Origin of the sequence: Candidatus Symbiopectobacterium sp. NZEC151 (assembly GCF_025962655.1) — a bacterium.
In the GTDB taxonomy this organism is placed as follows: domain Bacteria; phylum Pseudomonadota; class Gammaproteobacteria; order Enterobacterales; family Enterobacteriaceae; genus Symbiopectobacterium.
Genome location: NZ_JAGFPE010000001.1, coordinates 1,000,010 through 1,017,923, shown reverse-complemented (window position 1 = coordinate 1,017,923; position 17,914 = coordinate 1,000,010). Strand labels below are relative to the sequence as shown.

Sequence of the window (17,914 nt, the reverse complement as noted above, 5' to 3'; positions counted from 1 at the left end):
ACCATACTAACGTCGGCATTACTCTTGACGGCGTTTATTCAAGAATGACCCAATGACCCTGCTTGCGCTTGGCATCAACCACAAAACTGCTCCAGTATCACTCAGGGAACGTATCGCGTTTTCCCCTGATGCGCTGGGCGATGCTCTGCACAGCCTGCTTGCGCAGCCGCTGGTGCAGGGGGGGGTTGTGCTGTCTACCTGTAATCGTACTGAGCTGTATCTCAGTGTCGATGAGCGGGAGAATCAGCGCGAACAGGTGGTCGACTGGCTGTGCCAGTTCCACCATCTGCACCCTGACGAACTGAAAAGTAGCCTCTACTGGCATCAGGATAATGCGGCGGTTAACCACCTGATGCGTGTTGCCAGCGGATTGGATTCGCTGGTGCTGGGCGAGCCGCAAATTCTTGGGCAGGTCAAAAAAGCCTTTGCCGAATCCCAACGCGGTCACTCACTCTCCAGCGAGCTGGAACGCTTGTTCCAGCGCTCGTTTTCGGTGGCAAAACGGGTGCGTACGGAAACGGATATCGGCGCCAGTGCGGTGTCGGTGGCGTTTGCGGCCTGTGCGTTGGCGCGGCAGATTTTTGAATCACTGGTGGGTGTTACCGTGCTGCTGGTCGGGGCGGGAGAAACCATCGAACTGGTGGCGCGCCATTTACGCGAACATCAGGTAAAGCGCATGGTGATTGCCAATCGCACCCGCGAACGCGCGCAAGTCCTTGCCACAGAAGTCGGTGCTGAAGCGATCACGCTGGGCGAACTGGATGACTATCTGGCACAGGCCGATATCGTGATCAGTTCCACCGCGAGCACGCTGCCAATTATCGGAAAAGGCATGATGGAACGGACGCTGAAGGCCCGACGCAACCAGCCAATGCTGATGGTGGACATCGCCGTGCCGCGCGATATCGAGCCGGAAGTGGGCAAATTACCCAACGTCTACCTTTATAGCGTGGATGATTTGCATGCCATCATTCAGCACAACATGGCGCAGCGTCAGGCGGCGGCGGTGCAGGCTGAATCCATCGTGCAGCAAGAGTCTGCCGATTTTATGGCCTGGCTGCGTGCGCAGTCTGCGGTAGAGACCATTCGAGAATACCGTTCACAGGCAGAGGCGATTCGTGCGGAGATGACGGCGAAAGCGCTTACGGCCATTCAGCAAGGCAATGATGTGGAAGCGGTGCTGGACGCGTTAACCTCGCGTCTCACTAACCGCCTCATTCATGCGCCTACCGCCGCGTTGCAGCAGGCTGCCCGCGACGGCGATCTGAACCGATTACACATTTTACGCGACAGCCTTGGGCTGGACTAGCACCCCCTCCATTCTTAGTTGACAGGAATTAACCGCACGCATGAAGCCTTCTATTGTTGCCAAACTGGAAGCGTTACAAGAACGTCACGAGGAAGTACAAGCCCTGCTGGGTGAGCCGAGCGTTATCTCCGATATGGAGCGCTTTCGGGCATTATCTCGCGAATATGCACAGTTGGCGGACATTACGCGCTGTTTCCAACGCTGGCAGCAGGTGCAAGAAGACAGTGAAACCGCAGAATTGATGCTGGACGATGCGGAAATGCGCGATATGGCGCAGGAAGAATTAAAACAGTTGAAAATTGACACTGAAGTGCTGGAACAGCAGCTTCAGGTGCTGTTATTGCCGAAAGATCCGGACGATGAACGCGGGTGCTTCCTTGAAGTGCGTGCAGGCACCGGCGGTGATGAGGCCGCGCTGTTTGCTGGCGATCTGTTTCGCATGTACAGCCGTTATGCCGAATCGCGCCGTTGGCGGGTGGAAATCATGAGCGCCAGCGACGGTGAGCACGGTGGCTATAAAGAAGTGATTGCCAAAGTGAGTGGCGATGGCGTTTATGGTCAACTGAAATTTGAGTCGGGCGGCCATCGCGTGCAGCGCGTGCCCGCCACAGAATCGCAGGGGCGTATCCACACCTCGGCCTGTACGGTCGCGGTAATGCCCGAGGTGCCCGAAGCGGAAACCCCCGATATCAACCCGGCGGATTTGCGTATTGATACCTTCCGCTCGTCCGGTGCCGGTGGTCAGCACGTTAACACCACCGACTCGGCCATTCGTATCACCCACTTACCAACCGGGATTGTGGTCGAGTGTCAGGATGAGCGCTCCCAACACAAAAACAAGGCGAAGGCCATGTCGGTGCTGGTTGCGCGAATCCGCGCAGCAGAAATGCAAAAACGCCAGCAGGAAGAAGCGTCGACGCGCCGTAACCTGTTGGGCAGCGGCGACCGTTCCGATCGCATTCGCACCTATAACTTCCCGCAGGGACGCGTGACTGACCATCGCATTAACCTGACGCTTTACCGACTGGATGAAGCGATGGAAGGCAAGATGGATATGCTGATCCAACCCGTGGTGCAAGAGTATCAGGCCGATCAGTTGGCCGCGCTGTCCGAGCAGGAATAATGGATTACCGCACCTGGGTGGCAACGGCGGCACAACGTCTTACCCACAGTGAAAGCCCGAAACGTGATGCGGAAATTCTGCTTGAACACGTCACGGGCAAAGGGCGCACGTTTCTGCTGGCGTTTGGTGAAACATTGCTTGATGAGGCCCAGCTTGAGCGCCTGTCGGCGCTGTTGGCTCGGCGTATCAACGGTGAGCCAGTGGCTTACTTGACGGGGGAGCGTGAGTTTTGGTCTCTGCCCTTGGCGGTCTCACCGGCTACCTTGATTCCGCGCCCTGACACTGAGTGTCTGGTGGAACAGGCGTTGCAGTGCATGGCGCCGCTCAGTGCACCGACGGTGCTGGATTTGGGCACCGGCACAGGGGCGATTGCGCTGGCGTTGGCGAGTGAACGCCCGGACTGCCAGGTGACCGGGGTTGACGTTCAGCCGGACGCGGTAGCACTGGCACAACGTAATAGTGCTGCATTGCATCTTTCTAATGTCCACTTTCTGCATGGCAGTTGGTTTGAACCCGTAGCGACCACGCGCTTTTCCTTGATTGTCAGCAACCCGCCTTATATCGATGCCGAAGACATCCACCTGCGTGAAGGGGATGTGCGCTTTGAACCGCTCAGCGCACTGGTGGCTGCCGAAGGCGGACTGGCTGATTTGCGTTGGATTATTCAACAGGCTCCGCAATATTTGAAAAATAATGGCTGGTTGCTGTTAGAGCACGGTTGGCAGCAAGGTGAACCGGTGCGGCAGTTGCTGCTACAGCGCGGTTTTCATCAGGTTGCCACCTGTCGCGATTATGGCGGTAACGAGCGCGTGACGCTGGGGCAGTGGCCGACGGCTGGGGGAGAGGCATAATGTCGTACCATTCCGTCGTTGTTACGGTGCACGTGCTGGCCGTTGCCGTCGCGCTTGGGCTGTTTGTGACGCGCTTTTACTGGCTGTGCTGTCACTCTCCCGCGCTGCAACAGCGCTGGGTCAAGGTGCTGCCACACATTAACGATACGCTACTGTTAGCGAGCGGTATTGCACTGATCGTAATCAATCGCTTTTATCCTTTCTCTGCTCAAGAAAGCTGGCTGACGGCGAAGCTGTTTGGCGTTATCATTTACATTTTACTGGGACACATCGCGCTGGGTCGACGCCAACGCAGCCTGAGCCTGCGCTGGGTGGCGTTTATCCTGGCATTGGTGTGTTTCTTTCTGATTGCACAGGCAGCAATCACTAAACTCGCATTTCTGATGGAATAACTATGAGTTCTATTGCGGATTTTGAATTCAATCAGTCGCCGTTAAGTGAAGGGGTTATTTTAGTTTCACAGAGAGTGCGAAGTGACTTCTCCGCCCTGAATGTACGCAAGAAACTGCAACAGTTGGTCGATGAAGCGCGTAAAGCCATTCCCCGCGATTTGGACCAGGATCAACAACTGGATATGTTGTTGACACTTTTTTACCGCACCTGGGGATTTGGCGGTGCCAGTGGCGTTTACCGTTTATCCGATGCGCTGTGGTTAGATAAGGTGCTGGAGTCTCGCCAGGGCATGCCGGTATCGCTGGGGATTGTGTTCCTGCATATCGCTCACGCCTTGGATCTCCCCATGATGCCGGTGATTTTTCCGACACAGTTGATCCTGCGCGCTGACTGGATGGATAACGAGATGTGGCTTATCAACCCGCTCAACGGCGATACCCTGAGCGAGCACGTACTGGATGTGTGGCTTAAAGGTAACATCGGCCCGTCTACGCAACTGATGGATGAAGATCTGGACGAAGCGGAAAACGTGCTGATTGTGCGTAAATTGCTCGATACGTTAAAAGTAGCGCTGATGGAAGAGAAGCAGATGGAGCTTGCGCTGCGGGCCAGCGAAGCCGTGCTGCAATTCGATCCGGAAGACCCTTATGAAATTCGCGATCGCGGTTTGATTTACGCGCAATTGGACTGCGACCATATCGCCGTGTCTGATTTAAGCTACTTTGTGGAACAGTGCCCTGAAGATCCGGTCAGTGAAATGATCAAAGTGCAAATTCACTCGATAGAGCAAAAACATATTGTGTTGCACTAACGCGTTTTTTTTAATGTTAATCACTCCGATAAGGTAACAGCATGAAGAACAAAGTGGTCAAGGTCGGTGATATTCCTGTTGCCAACGATGCGCCTTTTGTCTTGTTTGGCGGTATGAATGTGCTTGAATCGCGCGATCTCGCCATGCGTATTTGCGAACATTACGTCACGGTAACGCAAAAACTGGGCATTCCCTACGTGTTCAAGGCCTCGTTCGACAAGGCTAACCGCTCCTCCATTCACTCTTATCGTGGACCGGGTCTGGAAGAGGGCATGAAAATCTTCCAGGAACTGAAACAGACCTTCGGTGTGAAGGTGATAACGGATGTGCACGAAGCGCAGCAGGCGCAGGCCGTTGCCGACGTGGTGGATGTGATCCAACTCCCCGCTTTCCTGGCACGCCAAACCGATCTGGTAGAGGCAATGGCTAAAACCGGCGCGGTGATCAACGTGAAAAAACCGCAGTTTATCAGCCCGGGACAAATCGGCAATATCGTTGACAAGTTCAAGGAAGGTGGCAACGAGCAGGTCATTCTGTGCGATCGCGGTAGTAACTTTGGTTATGACAACCTGGTTGTGGATATGTTGGGTTTCAACGTCATGAAGCAGGTGTCTGGCGGTTGCCCGGTGATTTTTGACGTGACTCACGCGTTGCAGTGCCGCGATCCTTTCGGTGCCGCTTCCGGTGGTCGTCGTGGTCAGGTCACCGAGTTGGCGCGTGCGGGCATGGCGGTCGGGTTGGCGGGGTTGTTTATTGAAGCGCATCCGGATCCGGCCAATGCAAAATGCGACGGACCGTCAGCATTGCCGCTGAATAAGCTGGAACCCTTCTTGCAACAAATTAAAGCGATTGATGATCTGGTAAAACATTTCCCTGAACTGGATACCAACAACTGAGTACTCGCTTTTCTTAGTCCCTTCTAAAAACAGATTCCCGCCCACCACGGTCATTCCCGCGCAGGCGGGAATCTCAAGCAGAAGAAACGCATTTCTTCTCACAGAGATCCCCGGCTTTCGCCGAGGATGACGAGAAGAAAGAAGCCGGGGATAACGGGGGTAAAGTGACCGCGGTTATTTATAAAGATCCGCACTGATGGTCATATTGCTGCCTTTATTAAACCACTGCTTGGTGATGTGGTAGTACTTGGCACCTTTGTCGGCGGCACGTTTCGCCACGGCTTCTGACACATCCGTCGTTCCGTTGAAGTTGCCACGGAAGGTGATGGAGTCGAAGGGGGTCATCTGCGCAGCGGTGGCTTTGTTCAATTCCTGAATACTCTTGCCGTCAGACAAATTCACCGTATAGCGTCCGCCTTTAGATGTTTGCGTTTCGTAGAAATTACCTACGTTACGGCTCGGGCTGCCAGACATGGCAACGCCGGGGATTTCCACTTTCGCCGCCGCTTCACCGCCTGCCGCGAGGGCAGCGCGACCTGCCTCAGAATCGGCGGGGATCACGTCAGTGCTCTGCACCACACGTTTCGGCGCATCGGCTTTATAGACGTAAGCGGTAATTTTCTGATTAGTACCGGTGCTGTTGATATCGACCTGGCGCACGATAAAGAACGATGCTGCATTCTTCTCTTTAGCGGCTTTGGCGATGGCGGCATTAATGTCGGGCTGGGTAGAGAAATACCCGCTGACGCTGACGGTATCAAACGGTTCCAGATGGTAAGCATCATATTGTGGCAGTTCGCGAATGCCATCAAAGGTGCGCTGTGCCGGGGTGGCATCCGCTTTCGGTGCTTCTTTATGGTACAGGTCGACATAGACCGTCTGACTGTTGCCTCGGTTTTTCTCGTTGATCGCCTGGATGTAAAACGCATCAGCGCCAGCTTTGTCGGCACGTTTGGACGCTTCAGCCACCGCGTCAAAAATGGCGTCAAAACGGCCACTAAAAGAAATTCGATCGAACGGTTTTACCGCAGCAGCCTGCTCTGGTGTCAATTCCTGTGCCGCGTGGGCAGAAAAAGCCGCGAGAGAGAGGAGGGTAGACGCGATAACGCGGGTCTTCAGCTTCATAAAAAATCCTTTCGCCTGACGCAGGGAAGTTGCGACATAAAACGTCATCACCTGATGACACAACGTGGTGCCGATTATGGCACGTAATCAGCGCGTTCGCCTCAGCATTTTGTCTGGCAACGGCGTATCGTCAGGGGGTAAAGCATTCGCGGCACAAAAAAGGGAATAATACCCATTAATGATAATTTGCGTGCGATAAGTGAGATTTATAAGGGTTGTCAGTAATAACAACCTTGTAACAAGCGAGTTTTGTGAATTACCGCTAAATACGTTTTGGAAGATAATGATAAAAATAAGGTAGATAGCGGCGGCTTTTCTCCTGAATTCGAGCCATTCGCCGAAGTTTGCTAAGCATTTGCAGGAAAGTGATTTTATATATGGATCATCGATCACATTTTCAGTAGGTTATATGTCATTGCCTTGTGATTGTTGATAACAGAACGTTGCGCAAGCATTGCCGGGCAATCGAGTTATCAGGTGGGGTGACAATAAAAACTTCGTATAAATAAGCGATAGGGAATCAGTATGCGTATTGGTATACCAAAAGAACGGTTGGCCAATGAAGCGCGTGTCGCAGCAACGCCGAAAACGGTGGAACAGTTGCTGAAACTCGGCTTCGAGGTCTCAGTAGAACGTGACGCGGGCAAGTTGGCCAGTTTCGACGATGCCGCTTATACCGCTGCGGGCGCAGCGATTGCGGAATCGGCGGATGTTTGGCAGTCCGATATCATTTTCAAAGTTAACGCGCCGTTGGAGGATGAAACGGCGCTGTTGCGTGCAGGCAGCACGCTGGTGAGCTTTATTTGGCCCGCCCAGAACCCGGCGTTGCTGGAGAAACTGGCAGAACGTCAGATTACCGTGATGGCAATGGATTCCGTGCCGCGTATTTCTCGCGCGCAATCCTTGGATGCCCTGAGCTCGATGGCCAATATCGCCGGTTACCGCGCGATTGTGGAAGCCGCTCACGAGTTTGGCCGCTTCTTCACCGGTCAGATTACCGCTGCGGGTAAAGTACCACCGGCCAAAGTGATGGTGATCGGTGCGGGCGTTGCCGGACTGGCCGCTGTCGGTGCGGCAGGCAGCCTGGGCGCGATTGTGCGCGCGTTCGACACCCGCCCCGAGGTCAAGGAGCAGGTGCAGAGCATGGGCGCCGAATTCCTTGAGCTTGATTTTGAAGAAGAAGCGGGCAGTGGCGACGGCTATGCCAAAGTGATGTCCGAAGCCTTTATCAAAGCGGAAATGGAACTGTTCGCCGCACAGGCGAAAGACGTCGACATTATCGTGACGACCGCATTGATCCCTGGCAAACCGGCACCGCGTCTTATCACCAAAGAGATGGTGCTGAGCATGAAGTCGGGCAGCGTGATTGTCGATCTGGCGGCGCAAACCGGCGGCAACTGTGAACTCACCGTGGCCGATCGGGTCACCGTCACTGAAAACGGCGTGAAAATTATCGGTTACACCGACTTGCCGAGCCGTTTACCGACCCAATCCTCACAGCTGTATGCCACTAACCTGGTTAACTTGCTGAAACTGCTGTGCAAAGAGAAAGATGGCACCATCACCGTTGATTTCGATGACGTGGTGATCCGCGGTGTTACCGTGGTGAAAGAAGGGGATGTCACCTGGCCGGCTCCGCCGATTCAGGTGTCTGCCCAGCCGCAACAGGCTAAACCGGCAGCTGCTGCGCCGAAAGTGGACGCGGCACCGGCTTCACCGTGGAAGAAATACGCTTTTATGGCACTGGCTATTTTGCTGTTCGGCTGGCTGGCCAATGTGGCACCGAAAGAGTTTTTATCGCATTTCACCGTGTTTGCGTTGTCGTGCGTGGTCGGCTATTACGTGGTGTGGAACGTCAGTCATGCGCTGCACACGCCGCTGATGTCCGTAACCAACGCGATTTCGGGCATTATTGTGGTGGGGGCGCTGTTGCAGATCGGTCATGGCGGATGGGTGTCGTTCTTCTCCTTCATTGCCGTACTGATCGCCAGCATCAATATATTCGGTGGTTTCACCGTCACCCAGCGCATGCTGAAAATGTTCCGTAAAAACTAAGGGGTAACACATGTCTGGAGGATTAGTTACAGCTGCATACATTGTTGCCGCTATTTTGTTTATTTTCAGTCTGGCAGGGCTGTCGAAACATGAAACATCACGTCAGGGGAATATCTTTGGCGTTACCGGGATGGCGATTGCGCTGATTGCCACCATTCTCGGGCCGAATGCCGGAAACGTTGGCTGGATTATTGCCGCGATGGCGATCGGCGGTGCGGTAGGTATCTATCTGGCGCGTAAAGTCGAAATGACTGAAATGCCGGAATTGGTGGCGATTCTGCACAGCTTCGTCGGTCTGGCTGCGGTATTGGTCGGGTTTAACAGCTTCCTGGATCACGGTGAAATCACCGATCCGGTGATGGTGAATATCCATCTGACGGAAGTGTTCCTCGGCATCTTTATCGGTGCGGTCACCTTTACCGGTTCCGTGGTGGCCTTCGGCAAACTGCGCGGCATTATTTCATCCAAGCCGCTGATGCTGCCGCATCGCCATAAGATGAATCTGGCTGCGCTGGTGGTGTCGTTCCTGCTGCTGTTGTGGTTTGTGAATACCGGCAGCGTGGCCGGACAGAGCATTGCGCTGCTGTTCATGACCGCCATTGCTCTGGTGTTCGGTTGGCATCTGGTGGCATCCATCGGTGGTGCTGACATGCCTGTAGTGGTGTCGATGCTGAACTCCTATTCCGGTTGGGCAGCAGCGGCGGCGGGCTTTATGCTCAGCAACGACCTGCTGATCGTTACCGGTGCGCTGGTCGGTTCTTCGGGGGCAATCCTCTCGTACATCATGTGTAAGGCGATGAACCGTTCGTTCTTTAGCGTGATTGCCGGCGGGTTCGGTACTGATGGTTCTTCTACCGGTGCCAGCGAAGAAGTGGGCGAATACCGTGAAGCCTCGGCGGAAGACGTGGCTGAACTGCTGAAAAACTCCAGCACGGTGATCATTACGCCGGGATATGGCATGGCGGTAGCACAAGCGCAATATCCGGTGCATGACATCACGGCCAAACTGCGCGCACGGGGTATCAAGGTGCGTTTCGGTATCCACCCGGTCGCCGGGCGTTTGCCGGGCCATATGAACGTGCTGCTGGCGGAAGCCAAAGTGCCTTACGACGTGGTACTGGAAATGGACGAGATCAATGACGATTTCACCGATACCGATACCGTGCTGGTCATTGGTGCTAACGATACGGTGAACCCGGCAGCGCAGGAAGATCCGGGCAGTCCGATTGCGGGAATGCCAGTACTGGAAGTATGGAAAGCGCAGAACGTTATCGTGTTTAAACGCTCCATGAACACCGGCTATGCCGGGGTGCAGAACCCGCTGTTCTTCAAGGAAAACACCCAAATGCTGTTTGGCGATGCCAAAGAAAGCGTGGAAGCGATCCTGAAAGCGTTGTAACCGGTTTATCACCTGAACGCGTGTTGATAAGGGCAGGGGAAATCCTGCCCTTTTTTATTGATTGTCCGTTTACCAGCTCAAACCAAAACCGCGCGGAAAGGCGACCGTACCCATGTTGGTTTTTGCATCGTAGTCTTCCCACACCACCACCGGCAACTTGCCCTGCGGTGAGGCGTTTCCTGTCAGGACTTTCGCCAGTGAGATCATCGATTTTCCACGCCACACCCCGTTGTCACAGCCAAAATAGGCATAGCTGGCGACGGCGGCCTCAACGTCATTGGCATAGAGGGCAATGTCATAGGGGGCACGCAGTGACAAATGTACCCGTGTTTTGTCGAGCGAGCCCGCATAGCGCAACCATTCAAGGTAGCGCGCAGTATCGTTTTGCGGCGTGTTCGCCGCTGTTGAAATACCGTCTTTTTCTACCGGGGTAAAACGGGTAGAGAGGGTCCCGAGCAGAAACACATCACACTGCGCTATCCGCTGGCGAATCTCTCTGTCGGTTAATTGTGACTCCTTGGCTGCATCAACGTGAGAGTAGCCGTATTGTGCCATCGTCATTTTGATGCCGTCAGCCTGCTCCATCCAGGGGGTCAGGATAAAGTAGCGTAAGTTTTTTTCGAGCAGCGGTAGCGTGGCGTGTTGATTAACCACGGCGGTGATCGAACGATCGGCAATCAGGGCTTCGGTATCATCATTGGGTGGGGTTAGCGGGGGCGCACTGGCGTTGCCCAGCAGTTGGTAGCGCTGTTTCAGCGTGAGGATACGTGCTACGGATTCGTTGATTTCCGCCTCGCTGTAGTGACCCTGTTTCACGTTCTCAACAATGCGGGCAATCAACGCTGACAGCGCTGCGCCCTGTTCCGGCGTTGCAATGCTGACAGGCATTAGCGCGATGTCTACGCCTGCCCTAAACACGGCATCCAGCGCGTCTTGTTGTGTGAAGTGGTCGGCAATCGCGCCCATGTCTAACGCATCGGTGATGGTAACCCCCTGATAATGCAACTGTTGGCGCAGCAGATTGCTCTGGATTTCTCGCGACATGGTGGCTGGTACCAGGATACTTTCGCCGTTGCAGGTCTTGATGCGGCTGTCATCCAGCGCGGGGTACTGAATGTGCGCCGTCATGATCATATCGGGTGCTGACCCGTGTTCGATAGCTTGCGCAAAGGGGGCGATATCGATGGCGAAGGCGTCATGGCGTGAGCGATCAACCCGCGGCAGAGACGTATGGGAATCGGTTGAGGTATCACCGTGGCCTGGAAAGTGTTTATAGGCCGTCATCACCCCTTGTTGCTGCATGCCCGCAGCGACTTTTTCTGCCAGTGTCGTGACTGTCGCGACGTCATCGCTAAAACTGCGCACATTAATCACCGGATTGAGCGGGTTGCTGTTAACGTCGACCACCGGGGCAAAGTTGGTATTGATGTTCAACGTCCGCAGATCGTGCCCCATGTGCACGCCCTGCGCGTAGGCCAGTTGGGTGTCTCCGCCGCCGGTAACGGCGGCTGCCAGCGCCATATTGCCTGAGAACGGGGCATACTGATCGCGCGGCAAGCGAAATACGTTCCCGCCTTCATTGTCCGTGCCGATAAACATCCGAACGCCAGAAAGGGTTTCCAGTGAGGCATACCACGTGGTCAGCGTTTTAATTTGCGCTTTGTTTTTCAGGTTGTTGGCAAAAAGAATCACGCCACCGATGTGGTTGACGCGTAGCAGGTTTGCGATGACACCGTTAGGTTCGATCATATCCTGCTGCTGCCAGAGGCGAAAATCCAACATGATTTTTTGCCCTATTTTTTCTTCCAGCGTCATGGCATGTAGGATTTGCTGAACGTCCATGGTCGGTCTCCTGTATTAATTACGTGTTAACTCATCCTATCTAAGACAAGCATAAACGAGAAAACGCGTTAAACCGTTTGGCAACATAAACGAGATTACGGCACAACATGTTAGGTGACGGTTGTGGGCACATAAAAAAACGAAATCGGCCGTCAGGTCGATTTCGTCCATAGCAGCGGATTATAACCTTGAAGCGCTAGGCTTTGGTATCCTCACCTTCGCCATCGAGGGTGACAGGGGAGACAAAATCATTGGGTTTGATGGCTAACAGGTCGCATTTAAGGTGATCGATAACGTGTTCAACGGTGTTGCCGATAAAAGCCGCTGATAGCCCGGTGCGTCCCAGGGAGCCCAGCACCACCACACCCGCCTGCAAGTGTTCCGCCAGGTCGGGGATAACTTCTTCCGGTAACCCTTTTTCGACATGCGTCAGGCGTTCATCCAGCGAAAATTTCTGGCGTAAAGATTTCATGGCAATCAAGTGCTGACCACGAATAGCGTCGTTATAGACACCGGGATCGAAATCCGGCAGTTCAATGGCAATATTGATGGGGGTAACCGGATAGGCACCCACCAGATGCACTTCGGTTTTATCGACCTGCTTGGCGAGCGCAATCGTTTCTGACACCAGCTTGATGTTGAGCGGATCGTGATAAGGATCTTCACTGGCAAGGTTAACGGCGACCAGCGCACGGCCATTATCCGGCCAGGGTTGGTCTTTCACCATCCACATCGGGCAGGGGCATTTACGCAGCAGTTGCCAATCCAGTGGGGTAAAAATCACCGCTTCCAGCCGGTCGTGCTGGTGGGCCATTTTTAACACCAAATCGTGCTGATGGGCGATCACTTCCTGGATAATGGCGACATAGGGTTTATTGTGCCATACCACTTTGATATCGATAGGGATACCGGCTTCAATGTAGTAGGCGCACTGTTCTGCAATCCATTCTTTACGCTGCTCAATGACACCCTGGCGCATTTCCGTGCGTTCGTCTGGCGAGAGCAAGGTGGTCATTTCGTAAGAGAAATCATAAATCGGCAGGAATGCCTTGATACGACCACCTAACCGCTGAACCAGATAGACTGCGCGTCGCAGCGCGGGTTGGTCATCCTGATTCGGGTCAATAGCTACCAGTAAGTGCTGATATGTTGCCATAGGTCCTCCTAACAGCTGTCACCTTACAGCCGGTAATTAAGAGTACCTCATGAGAATTGCTTTTAACAACTGGTGATGAGAGCCGGATCAATAAAATAAAAACAATGACCCGGCAATAGGTTAGGCTTTAGCGCGTGTCGTTCCGGCCAGTTCTGACAGGGCATCGATGTTCTCGATGGTGATATATTTCCCTTTCACGGCCAGAATGCCACCTTTCTGGAAGCGACCGAGCAAACGGCTGATGGTTTCCACGGTAAGCCCCAAATAGTTACCGATATCACCGCGTGTCATGGTCAAACGGAACTCGCGCGGAGAGAAACCGCGCTGGGCAAAACGGCGCGACAGGTTGTAGATAAACGCGGCCAGACGCTCTTCGGCGTTCTTTTTCGACAGCAGCAGTATCATGTCTTGATCGCTACGAATTTCGCCGCTCATCAACCGCATCATCTGCTGGCGCAGGTTCGGCATTTTGCCAGAAAGGTCATCCAGCGTCTCGAAGGGGATTTCACACACCATAGAGGTTTCCAGCGCCTGCGCAAAGCTCGGGTGCTGGGCATTGCCAATAGCATCGAAACCGACCAGATCGCCCGCCAAATGGAAACCAGTAATCTGTTCGTCACCCTGTTCGGTGATGGTGTAACTTTTAATGGTCCCGGAACGGATCGCGTAGAGTGATTTCAGTTCATCACCGGCTTTGAACAGCGCTTGTCCCTTTTGGATCGGCTTCTTCCTTTCAATGATATTATCGAGCTGATCGAGCTCGTGCTCATTTAATGTAAAAGGAATGCACAGCTGGCTGATGCTGCAATCCTGACAATGGATTGCACAGCCACCAGACTGAATGCGCCGAATAATTCGCTTTTCCGGGATCATAGACTTTGCTCAGTCGATAATTGATATCGGTCAATTTTAACAGCTTTTATCGGTGATGGTAAGTGTCGTCATTCGTATATCAAACGAATAAATAGGGGGCATAGCGTGCCATTAAAAGAAAAACAGTAGCCGTCACACCGTTTTACCCGTTATTCCATGAATGCTCGATATATCATCAATTATATAACGATAGTGCACCCTGACGCGCCATCGCCCCTTCATGTGCCAGCAACCACGCTTTACGTTGCACACCGCCAGCGTAGCCGGTCAATGCGCCATTGGCACCAATAACGCGGTGGCAAGGCACGACAATGCTGACAGGGTTGCTGCCGTTTGCCATGCCGACCGCGCGTGACGCGGTGGGCGAGCCGAGACGGGTAGCCAGTTCGCCGTAGGTAATGGTGGTGCCGCAGGGAATTTTCCGCAGTTCCTGCCATACTCGCTGTTGAAACGGTGTACCGAGGCTGGCGACCGCAAGCGTATCGATAACCTGCAAATCCCCGGCAAAATAGCGCGCTAAAGCCTGAGTTAACCCCCCCGGATCGACCGATTCTGTTAACTCGAAGGGATCATTTTTATAACGCCGCGCCAGCAAGCGATATAATCCCTCTTCATATTCTTTCCACTCCACGGCGCGTAATCGCTGTTGTTCATCGGCGATAATCAATAAATCCCCGAGCGGCGTGGATAAGGTATCCAGTAAAAAGCGTTGTGGCATGATTCAGGTCCCTCAATGCGGCTTGTCCAGTTATCGCCGCCATTATTGCCGACACCCTGGACGAATGAAAATAAATTGAGATCGTCATCACGCAAAGCAGCGAAAAGAGTGAATGACGTCACGTTTTAATGCCACGAAAATGTGATGTGAGTCACCAATGAGCCGTGGTATTTGCGATAAATCTCACAACTTGGTGACATATTTCCGTTTCACCTAATTTCCCTTTCAAAACAGCGTTTCACCTGATTGGTGCAACGCTTATGCTGACATCCATTCATCGACACTGTCATTCAATCGGACGCGGGTTGACGGCAAGATTCTGCAAGTTGGTGCAAGCGCTCGGGTGCCATCAACATGGGCAGAAAGTGCGGATAATCGTACTGATGCTGTGTCAGCCAGTGATGCAATTTTTCAGCAAATGCCTGAGCGTCATTGCAGTGTTGCTCCCGAGCGGCAACGGCTGCACCGTAGCTCAGGGTAAACAGTGAATCGGCAACCAGTTGTTTCGCGTGGTCGCACAGTTCGGTATACCACCAGGCGCAATCCCAACTGGCGGCCAGCCGCGCCGAGAGCGGCTCAGGCAACAGTCGGGCATGGTGAATTTCACGTGCGGATTGACGCAGGTGGTGGGCAAAGAAATGAGATTGCTGGCGTTCAAGCGTTACCAACTCATATTGATGGCTGCCCAACGCGCGATCGTCCGTCGGGAATAGCGGCTGAAAAGCGTGAGTCCAGTTGGCGCTTCGGGTTTCTGCATGCAATAACGGAATGGCCTGTTCCAGGGTGTGGGGTAATTGACTATGGCGGTGCAACAAGCGTCCAAGGAAATACGGTGTCTTACACATCCAGTCATAGCTGTTGAAAAACAGCGATTGCACGCTATCAAGCCGTTTGCCTGCGGCGTTGCTGGTAACGGCAGAGGCGTTAACGGCATGGTTGTCCTGCAACCAACGTTGAAACAGCGCGGCGGCATGCAGCTCAGCGCCCTCGGAGTGGTTGATCAGCTGTGCCAATCCGTACAGATTGATTTCATTGATCGATTCCAGCAGCGAACTGTTGCTGATCCACTCCCAGCTAATGCGAGCGCTTATTGCTTCCAGTTCATCGCCCGCCACGGCATGCGCCCAGCTCAGGCGCCCCTGAATTTCGTCCACCAGCATGCAGGGCAGCAGCGTCCAGCCGTAGTCGATGCCCCACAAATCGAATTCGATCCATTTTTTATTGCCGGGAAAAGAGGTCAGTTCAGGATTATTGGCAAAGCCGGGACGGTAATCCATCGCCGTGGCCTTCATCGAGACACGCACATCGTCCGGCAGGCTGCTCAGGGTGTTGTGCAACTGGCGACGCGGCCAGCTGTCATCAAGGTAATCACGCAACACCAGTTTTTTGCCGTGCAGGCGCAAAATGCGGTGCAGCACTTTCATGCTCTGTTTCCACTGCTCGGGATGAAACGTCGGGGTTTGCAAGCTCAGAATCAGCCCGCTGATGTCCGGCAAGGCCGCCAGCATCTCGTCCACGGTTTCACTGTAAAACCGCGTCAGAAACGAGGCGTTGGTGGCGACGGTGTCATCGTCGAGAAAAAATTCCGGGAATTTTTGTTTGATCTTGGCGTCACCGGGAAAGGCTTCACCCTGGATCCACAGTTGAATATGGCGCGACTGGCAGTGGTGTGACACCCGTTGCAGGTAGCTCAAGGTGCTTTCGCGTTCGTGATGCAGATTTTCAATGCCGGGGTTTTTGTTATGCGCCGGCGGGCGCGCCAGTAACGCCAGGATATTTTGTTGATGCACGATCAGCCCGTTGAAGCGATAACGCGCCATGAGGTCAATCACTTCGAGAAAATGCGGCCAGTGCCAAATCAATGGCGTATTGACCTCCAGCAAGCGTAAAGGGGGGAGCACATTCATCAGGTTACAGCGCTGTGGTTGTCATGCATCGCGCCAGCATAGCAAAGAGTCATGAAGCGTTGTCAATGAGCGCACGCGATATTGGTTAACGCGCTCGAAAAATGGCGACGATACATTGCGTTAACGTCAGAAAAGAAGGAATGATAGTAATGAAGAAAAAATATGCCGTTGTCGGCACCGGAGGGCGTGCTGGCCTCTATTTAACCTCAATCGCCAGGGATTATCACCAAACCAGCACCTTTGTTGCCTTTTGCGACACCAACCAGACGCGCATGCAATATGCCAATAAAATGATTGGCGAGTGCGGACATGCGCCGGTGCCGTGTTTCAGCGCTGACCAGTTCGAGACCATGATCGCCGAGTGCAAACCGGACATTGTGATCGTGACCTCCATCGATCGCACCCATCACCACTATATTATTCGGGCGATGGAACTGGGCTGCGATGTGATCAGTGAAAAACCGATGACCATCGACGAAGAGAAATGTCAGGCCATCATCAACGCTATCGCCCGCACCGGACGTAAACTGCGCGTCACCTTCAACTATCGCTACGCACCGCACCACAGCAAGATTCGTGAGCTGATTGCCTCCGGTGTGATAGGCGATGTGTTCTCGGTGCACTTTGAGTGGCTGTTGAACACCCAACACGGTGCCGACTATTTCCGTCGCTGGCACCGTGACAAACGCAACAGCGGCGGACTGTTGGTGCACAAATCCACCCACCATTTCGATTTGGTGAATTTCTGGCTGCACTCTGAACCGGAAACGGTGTACGCCCAGGGCGATTTGCGCTTTTACGGCAAGGCCAACGCTGAAGCGCGCGGCGTAACCGAGTTCTATGCGCGTTCGCACAACAGCGCGGCGGCCAAGGACGATCCGTTTGCTTTGAATATGAGTGAAAGCGCCCAACTCACGGCGTTGTATCTGGATGCCGAACATGAGGATGGCTACTACCGTGATAAGAGCGTGTTTGACGACGGCATCAACATTGAAGACGTGATGGGCGTTATGGTGCGCTACAAAAACAAAGCGATCATGACTTACTCCCTCAATGCCTATCTGCCCTGGGAAGGGTTGAACGTGGTGTTCAACGGCAGTAAAGGGCGGTTGGAGATGAAGCTGGTTGAGAAATCCTATGTCAACGGCGGCGGGCAGAAAGAGGACGAAGGCGCGCTTGATCAGTGTGAAATCACGGTTTATCCGATGTTTGATGCCCCCTACAAGGTGCCGGTGGTGTACCAGGCTGGTGGGCACGGCGGCGGCGATCTGGTGATGTTGAACGATCTGTTTGGTACGCCGGATCCCGATCCGCTGCAACGCGCGGCCGACTATCGCGACGGTGCGCGCTCCATCCTGACCGGGATTGCCGCCAACCGATCGTTACGACTGGAACAGCCGGTGAAGATCGCCGATCTGGCCGTCAAGCTGCCTGACTGACGGATACACAAGGGCGG

15 protein-coding genes are annotated in these 17,914 nt (G+C 53.8%); 9 read left to right on the top strand and 6 right to left on the bottom strand.

All coding sequences use genetic code 11. The annotated features are described in order from the left end of the window. Positions 1-52: 52 nt before the first annotated feature. From hemA to kdsA, 6 genes are read left to right on the top strand one after another with little or no spacing between them, the layout of a single operon-like run. Positions 53-1,309 carry a glutamyl-tRNA reductase gene (gene hemA, locus J5067_RS04645; RefSeq protein WP_264642717.1) on the top strand — a complete coding sequence of 419 codons (1,257 nt, stop codon included), beginning with the start codon at positions 53-55 and terminating at the stop codon, positions 1,307-1,309. Positions 1,310-1,349: 40 nt separating this feature from the next. Further along, complete coding sequence (gene prfA, locus J5067_RS04640) at positions 1,350-2,432, top strand: peptide chain release factor 1 (RefSeq protein WP_264642716.1); 1,083 nt, start codon at positions 1,350-1,352, stop codon at positions 2,430-2,432. Beyond that, positions 2,432-3,283: a peptide chain release factor N(5)-glutamine methyltransferase gene (gene prmC, locus J5067_RS04635; protein ID WP_264650537.1), complete on the top strand. Its 852-nt coding sequence runs from the start codon at positions 2,432-2,434 to the stop codon at positions 3,281-3,283. The genes prfA and prmC overlap by 1 nt, the downstream gene beginning before the upstream one ends. Beyond that, positions 3,283-3,675, top strand: coding sequence for a SirB2 family protein (locus tag J5067_RS04630; protein ID WP_264650536.1), 393 nt, complete (start codon positions 3,283-3,285; stop codon positions 3,673-3,675). Before prmC ends, J5067_RS04630 begins: the two co-directional genes overlap by 1 nt. Before the next feature lie 2 nt (positions 3,676-3,677). Continuing rightward, entirely contained in the window at positions 3,678-4,487 is an 810-nt protein-coding gene (gene sirB1 / locus J5067_RS04625) for an invasion regulator SirB1 (RefSeq protein WP_264650535.1), read from the top strand. Positions 4,488-4,528: 41 nt separating this feature from the next. Then, complete coding sequence (gene kdsA, locus J5067_RS04620) at positions 4,529-5,383, top strand: 3-deoxy-8-phosphooctulonate synthase (protein ID WP_264650534.1); 855 nt, start codon at positions 4,529-4,531, stop codon at positions 5,381-5,383. 174 nt (positions 5,384-5,557) lie between these two features. Here kdsA and ydgH read toward each other — a convergent pair whose 3' ends face one another. Further along, positions 5,558-6,508 (bottom strand): DUF1471 family protein YdgH, encoded by a 951-nt coding sequence (gene ydgH / locus J5067_RS04615; RefSeq protein ID WP_264650533.1) that lies wholly within the window; start codon positions 6,506-6,508, stop codon positions 5,558-5,560. Positions 6,509-7,033: 525 nt separating this feature from the next. On the opposite strand from ydgH, the gene pntA reads away from it, so the two are divergent. Together pntA and pntB are read left to right on the top strand one after the other, a co-directional pair. Further along, the gene (gene pntA / locus J5067_RS04610) at positions 7,034-8,563 is read left to right on the top strand and encodes a Re/Si-specific NAD(P)(+) transhydrogenase subunit alpha (protein WP_264650532.1); all 1,530 of its coding nucleotides are present in this window, start codon (positions 7,034-7,036) and stop codon (positions 8,561-8,563) included. 10 nt (positions 8,564-8,573) lie between these two features. Continuing rightward, a complete protein-coding gene (pntB, locus tag J5067_RS04605) occupies positions 8,574-9,962 on the top strand; it encodes a Re/Si-specific NAD(P)(+) transhydrogenase subunit beta (protein ID WP_264642709.1) in 1,389 nt (462 codons plus the stop codon). 69 nt (positions 9,963-10,031) lie between these two features. Here the strand turns inward: pntB and J5067_RS04600 are convergent, their stop codons facing one another. From J5067_RS04600 to J5067_RS04580, 5 genes are all read right to left on the bottom strand, one after another. Beyond that, positions 10,032-11,804 carry a glycoside hydrolase family 3 protein gene (locus tag J5067_RS04600; RefSeq protein ID WP_264650531.1) on the bottom strand — a complete coding sequence of 591 codons (1,773 nt, stop codon included), beginning with the start codon at positions 11,802-11,804 and terminating at the stop codon, positions 10,032-10,034. 196 nt (positions 11,805-12,000) lie between these two features. Beyond that, positions 12,001-12,960 carry a universal stress protein UspE gene (gene uspE, locus J5067_RS04595; RefSeq protein ID WP_264642707.1) on the bottom strand — a complete coding sequence of 320 codons (960 nt, stop codon included), beginning with the start codon at positions 12,958-12,960 and terminating at the stop codon, positions 12,001-12,003. Between the two features lie 120 nt (positions 12,961-13,080). After that, the gene (gene fnr / locus J5067_RS04590; RefSeq protein ID WP_264642706.1) at positions 13,081-13,833 is read right to left on the bottom strand and encodes a fumarate/nitrate reduction transcriptional regulator Fnr; all 753 of its coding nucleotides are present in this window, start codon (positions 13,831-13,833) and stop codon (positions 13,081-13,083) included. Between the two features lie 175 nt (positions 13,834-14,008). Continuing rightward, on the bottom strand, positions 14,009-14,551 hold the full coding sequence (gene ogt / locus J5067_RS04585; protein ID WP_264642705.1) for a methylated-DNA--[protein]-cysteine S-methyltransferase: 543 nt from the start codon (positions 14,549-14,551) through the stop codon (positions 14,009-14,011). Between the two features lie 290 nt (positions 14,552-14,841). Continuing rightward, entirely contained in the window at positions 14,842-16,458 is a 1,617-nt protein-coding gene (locus J5067_RS04580; protein WP_264650530.1) for a hypothetical protein, read from the bottom strand. A gap of 149 nt (positions 16,459-16,607) precedes the next feature. Here J5067_RS04580 and J5067_RS04575 point away from each other — a divergent pair, with 149 nt between their 5' ends. Further along, a complete protein-coding gene (locus tag J5067_RS04575) occupies positions 16,608-17,897 on the top strand; it encodes a Gfo/Idh/MocA family oxidoreductase (RefSeq protein ID WP_264642703.1) in 1,290 nt (429 codons plus the stop codon). The last annotated feature ends 17 nt before the right edge of the window (positions 17,898-17,914 follow it).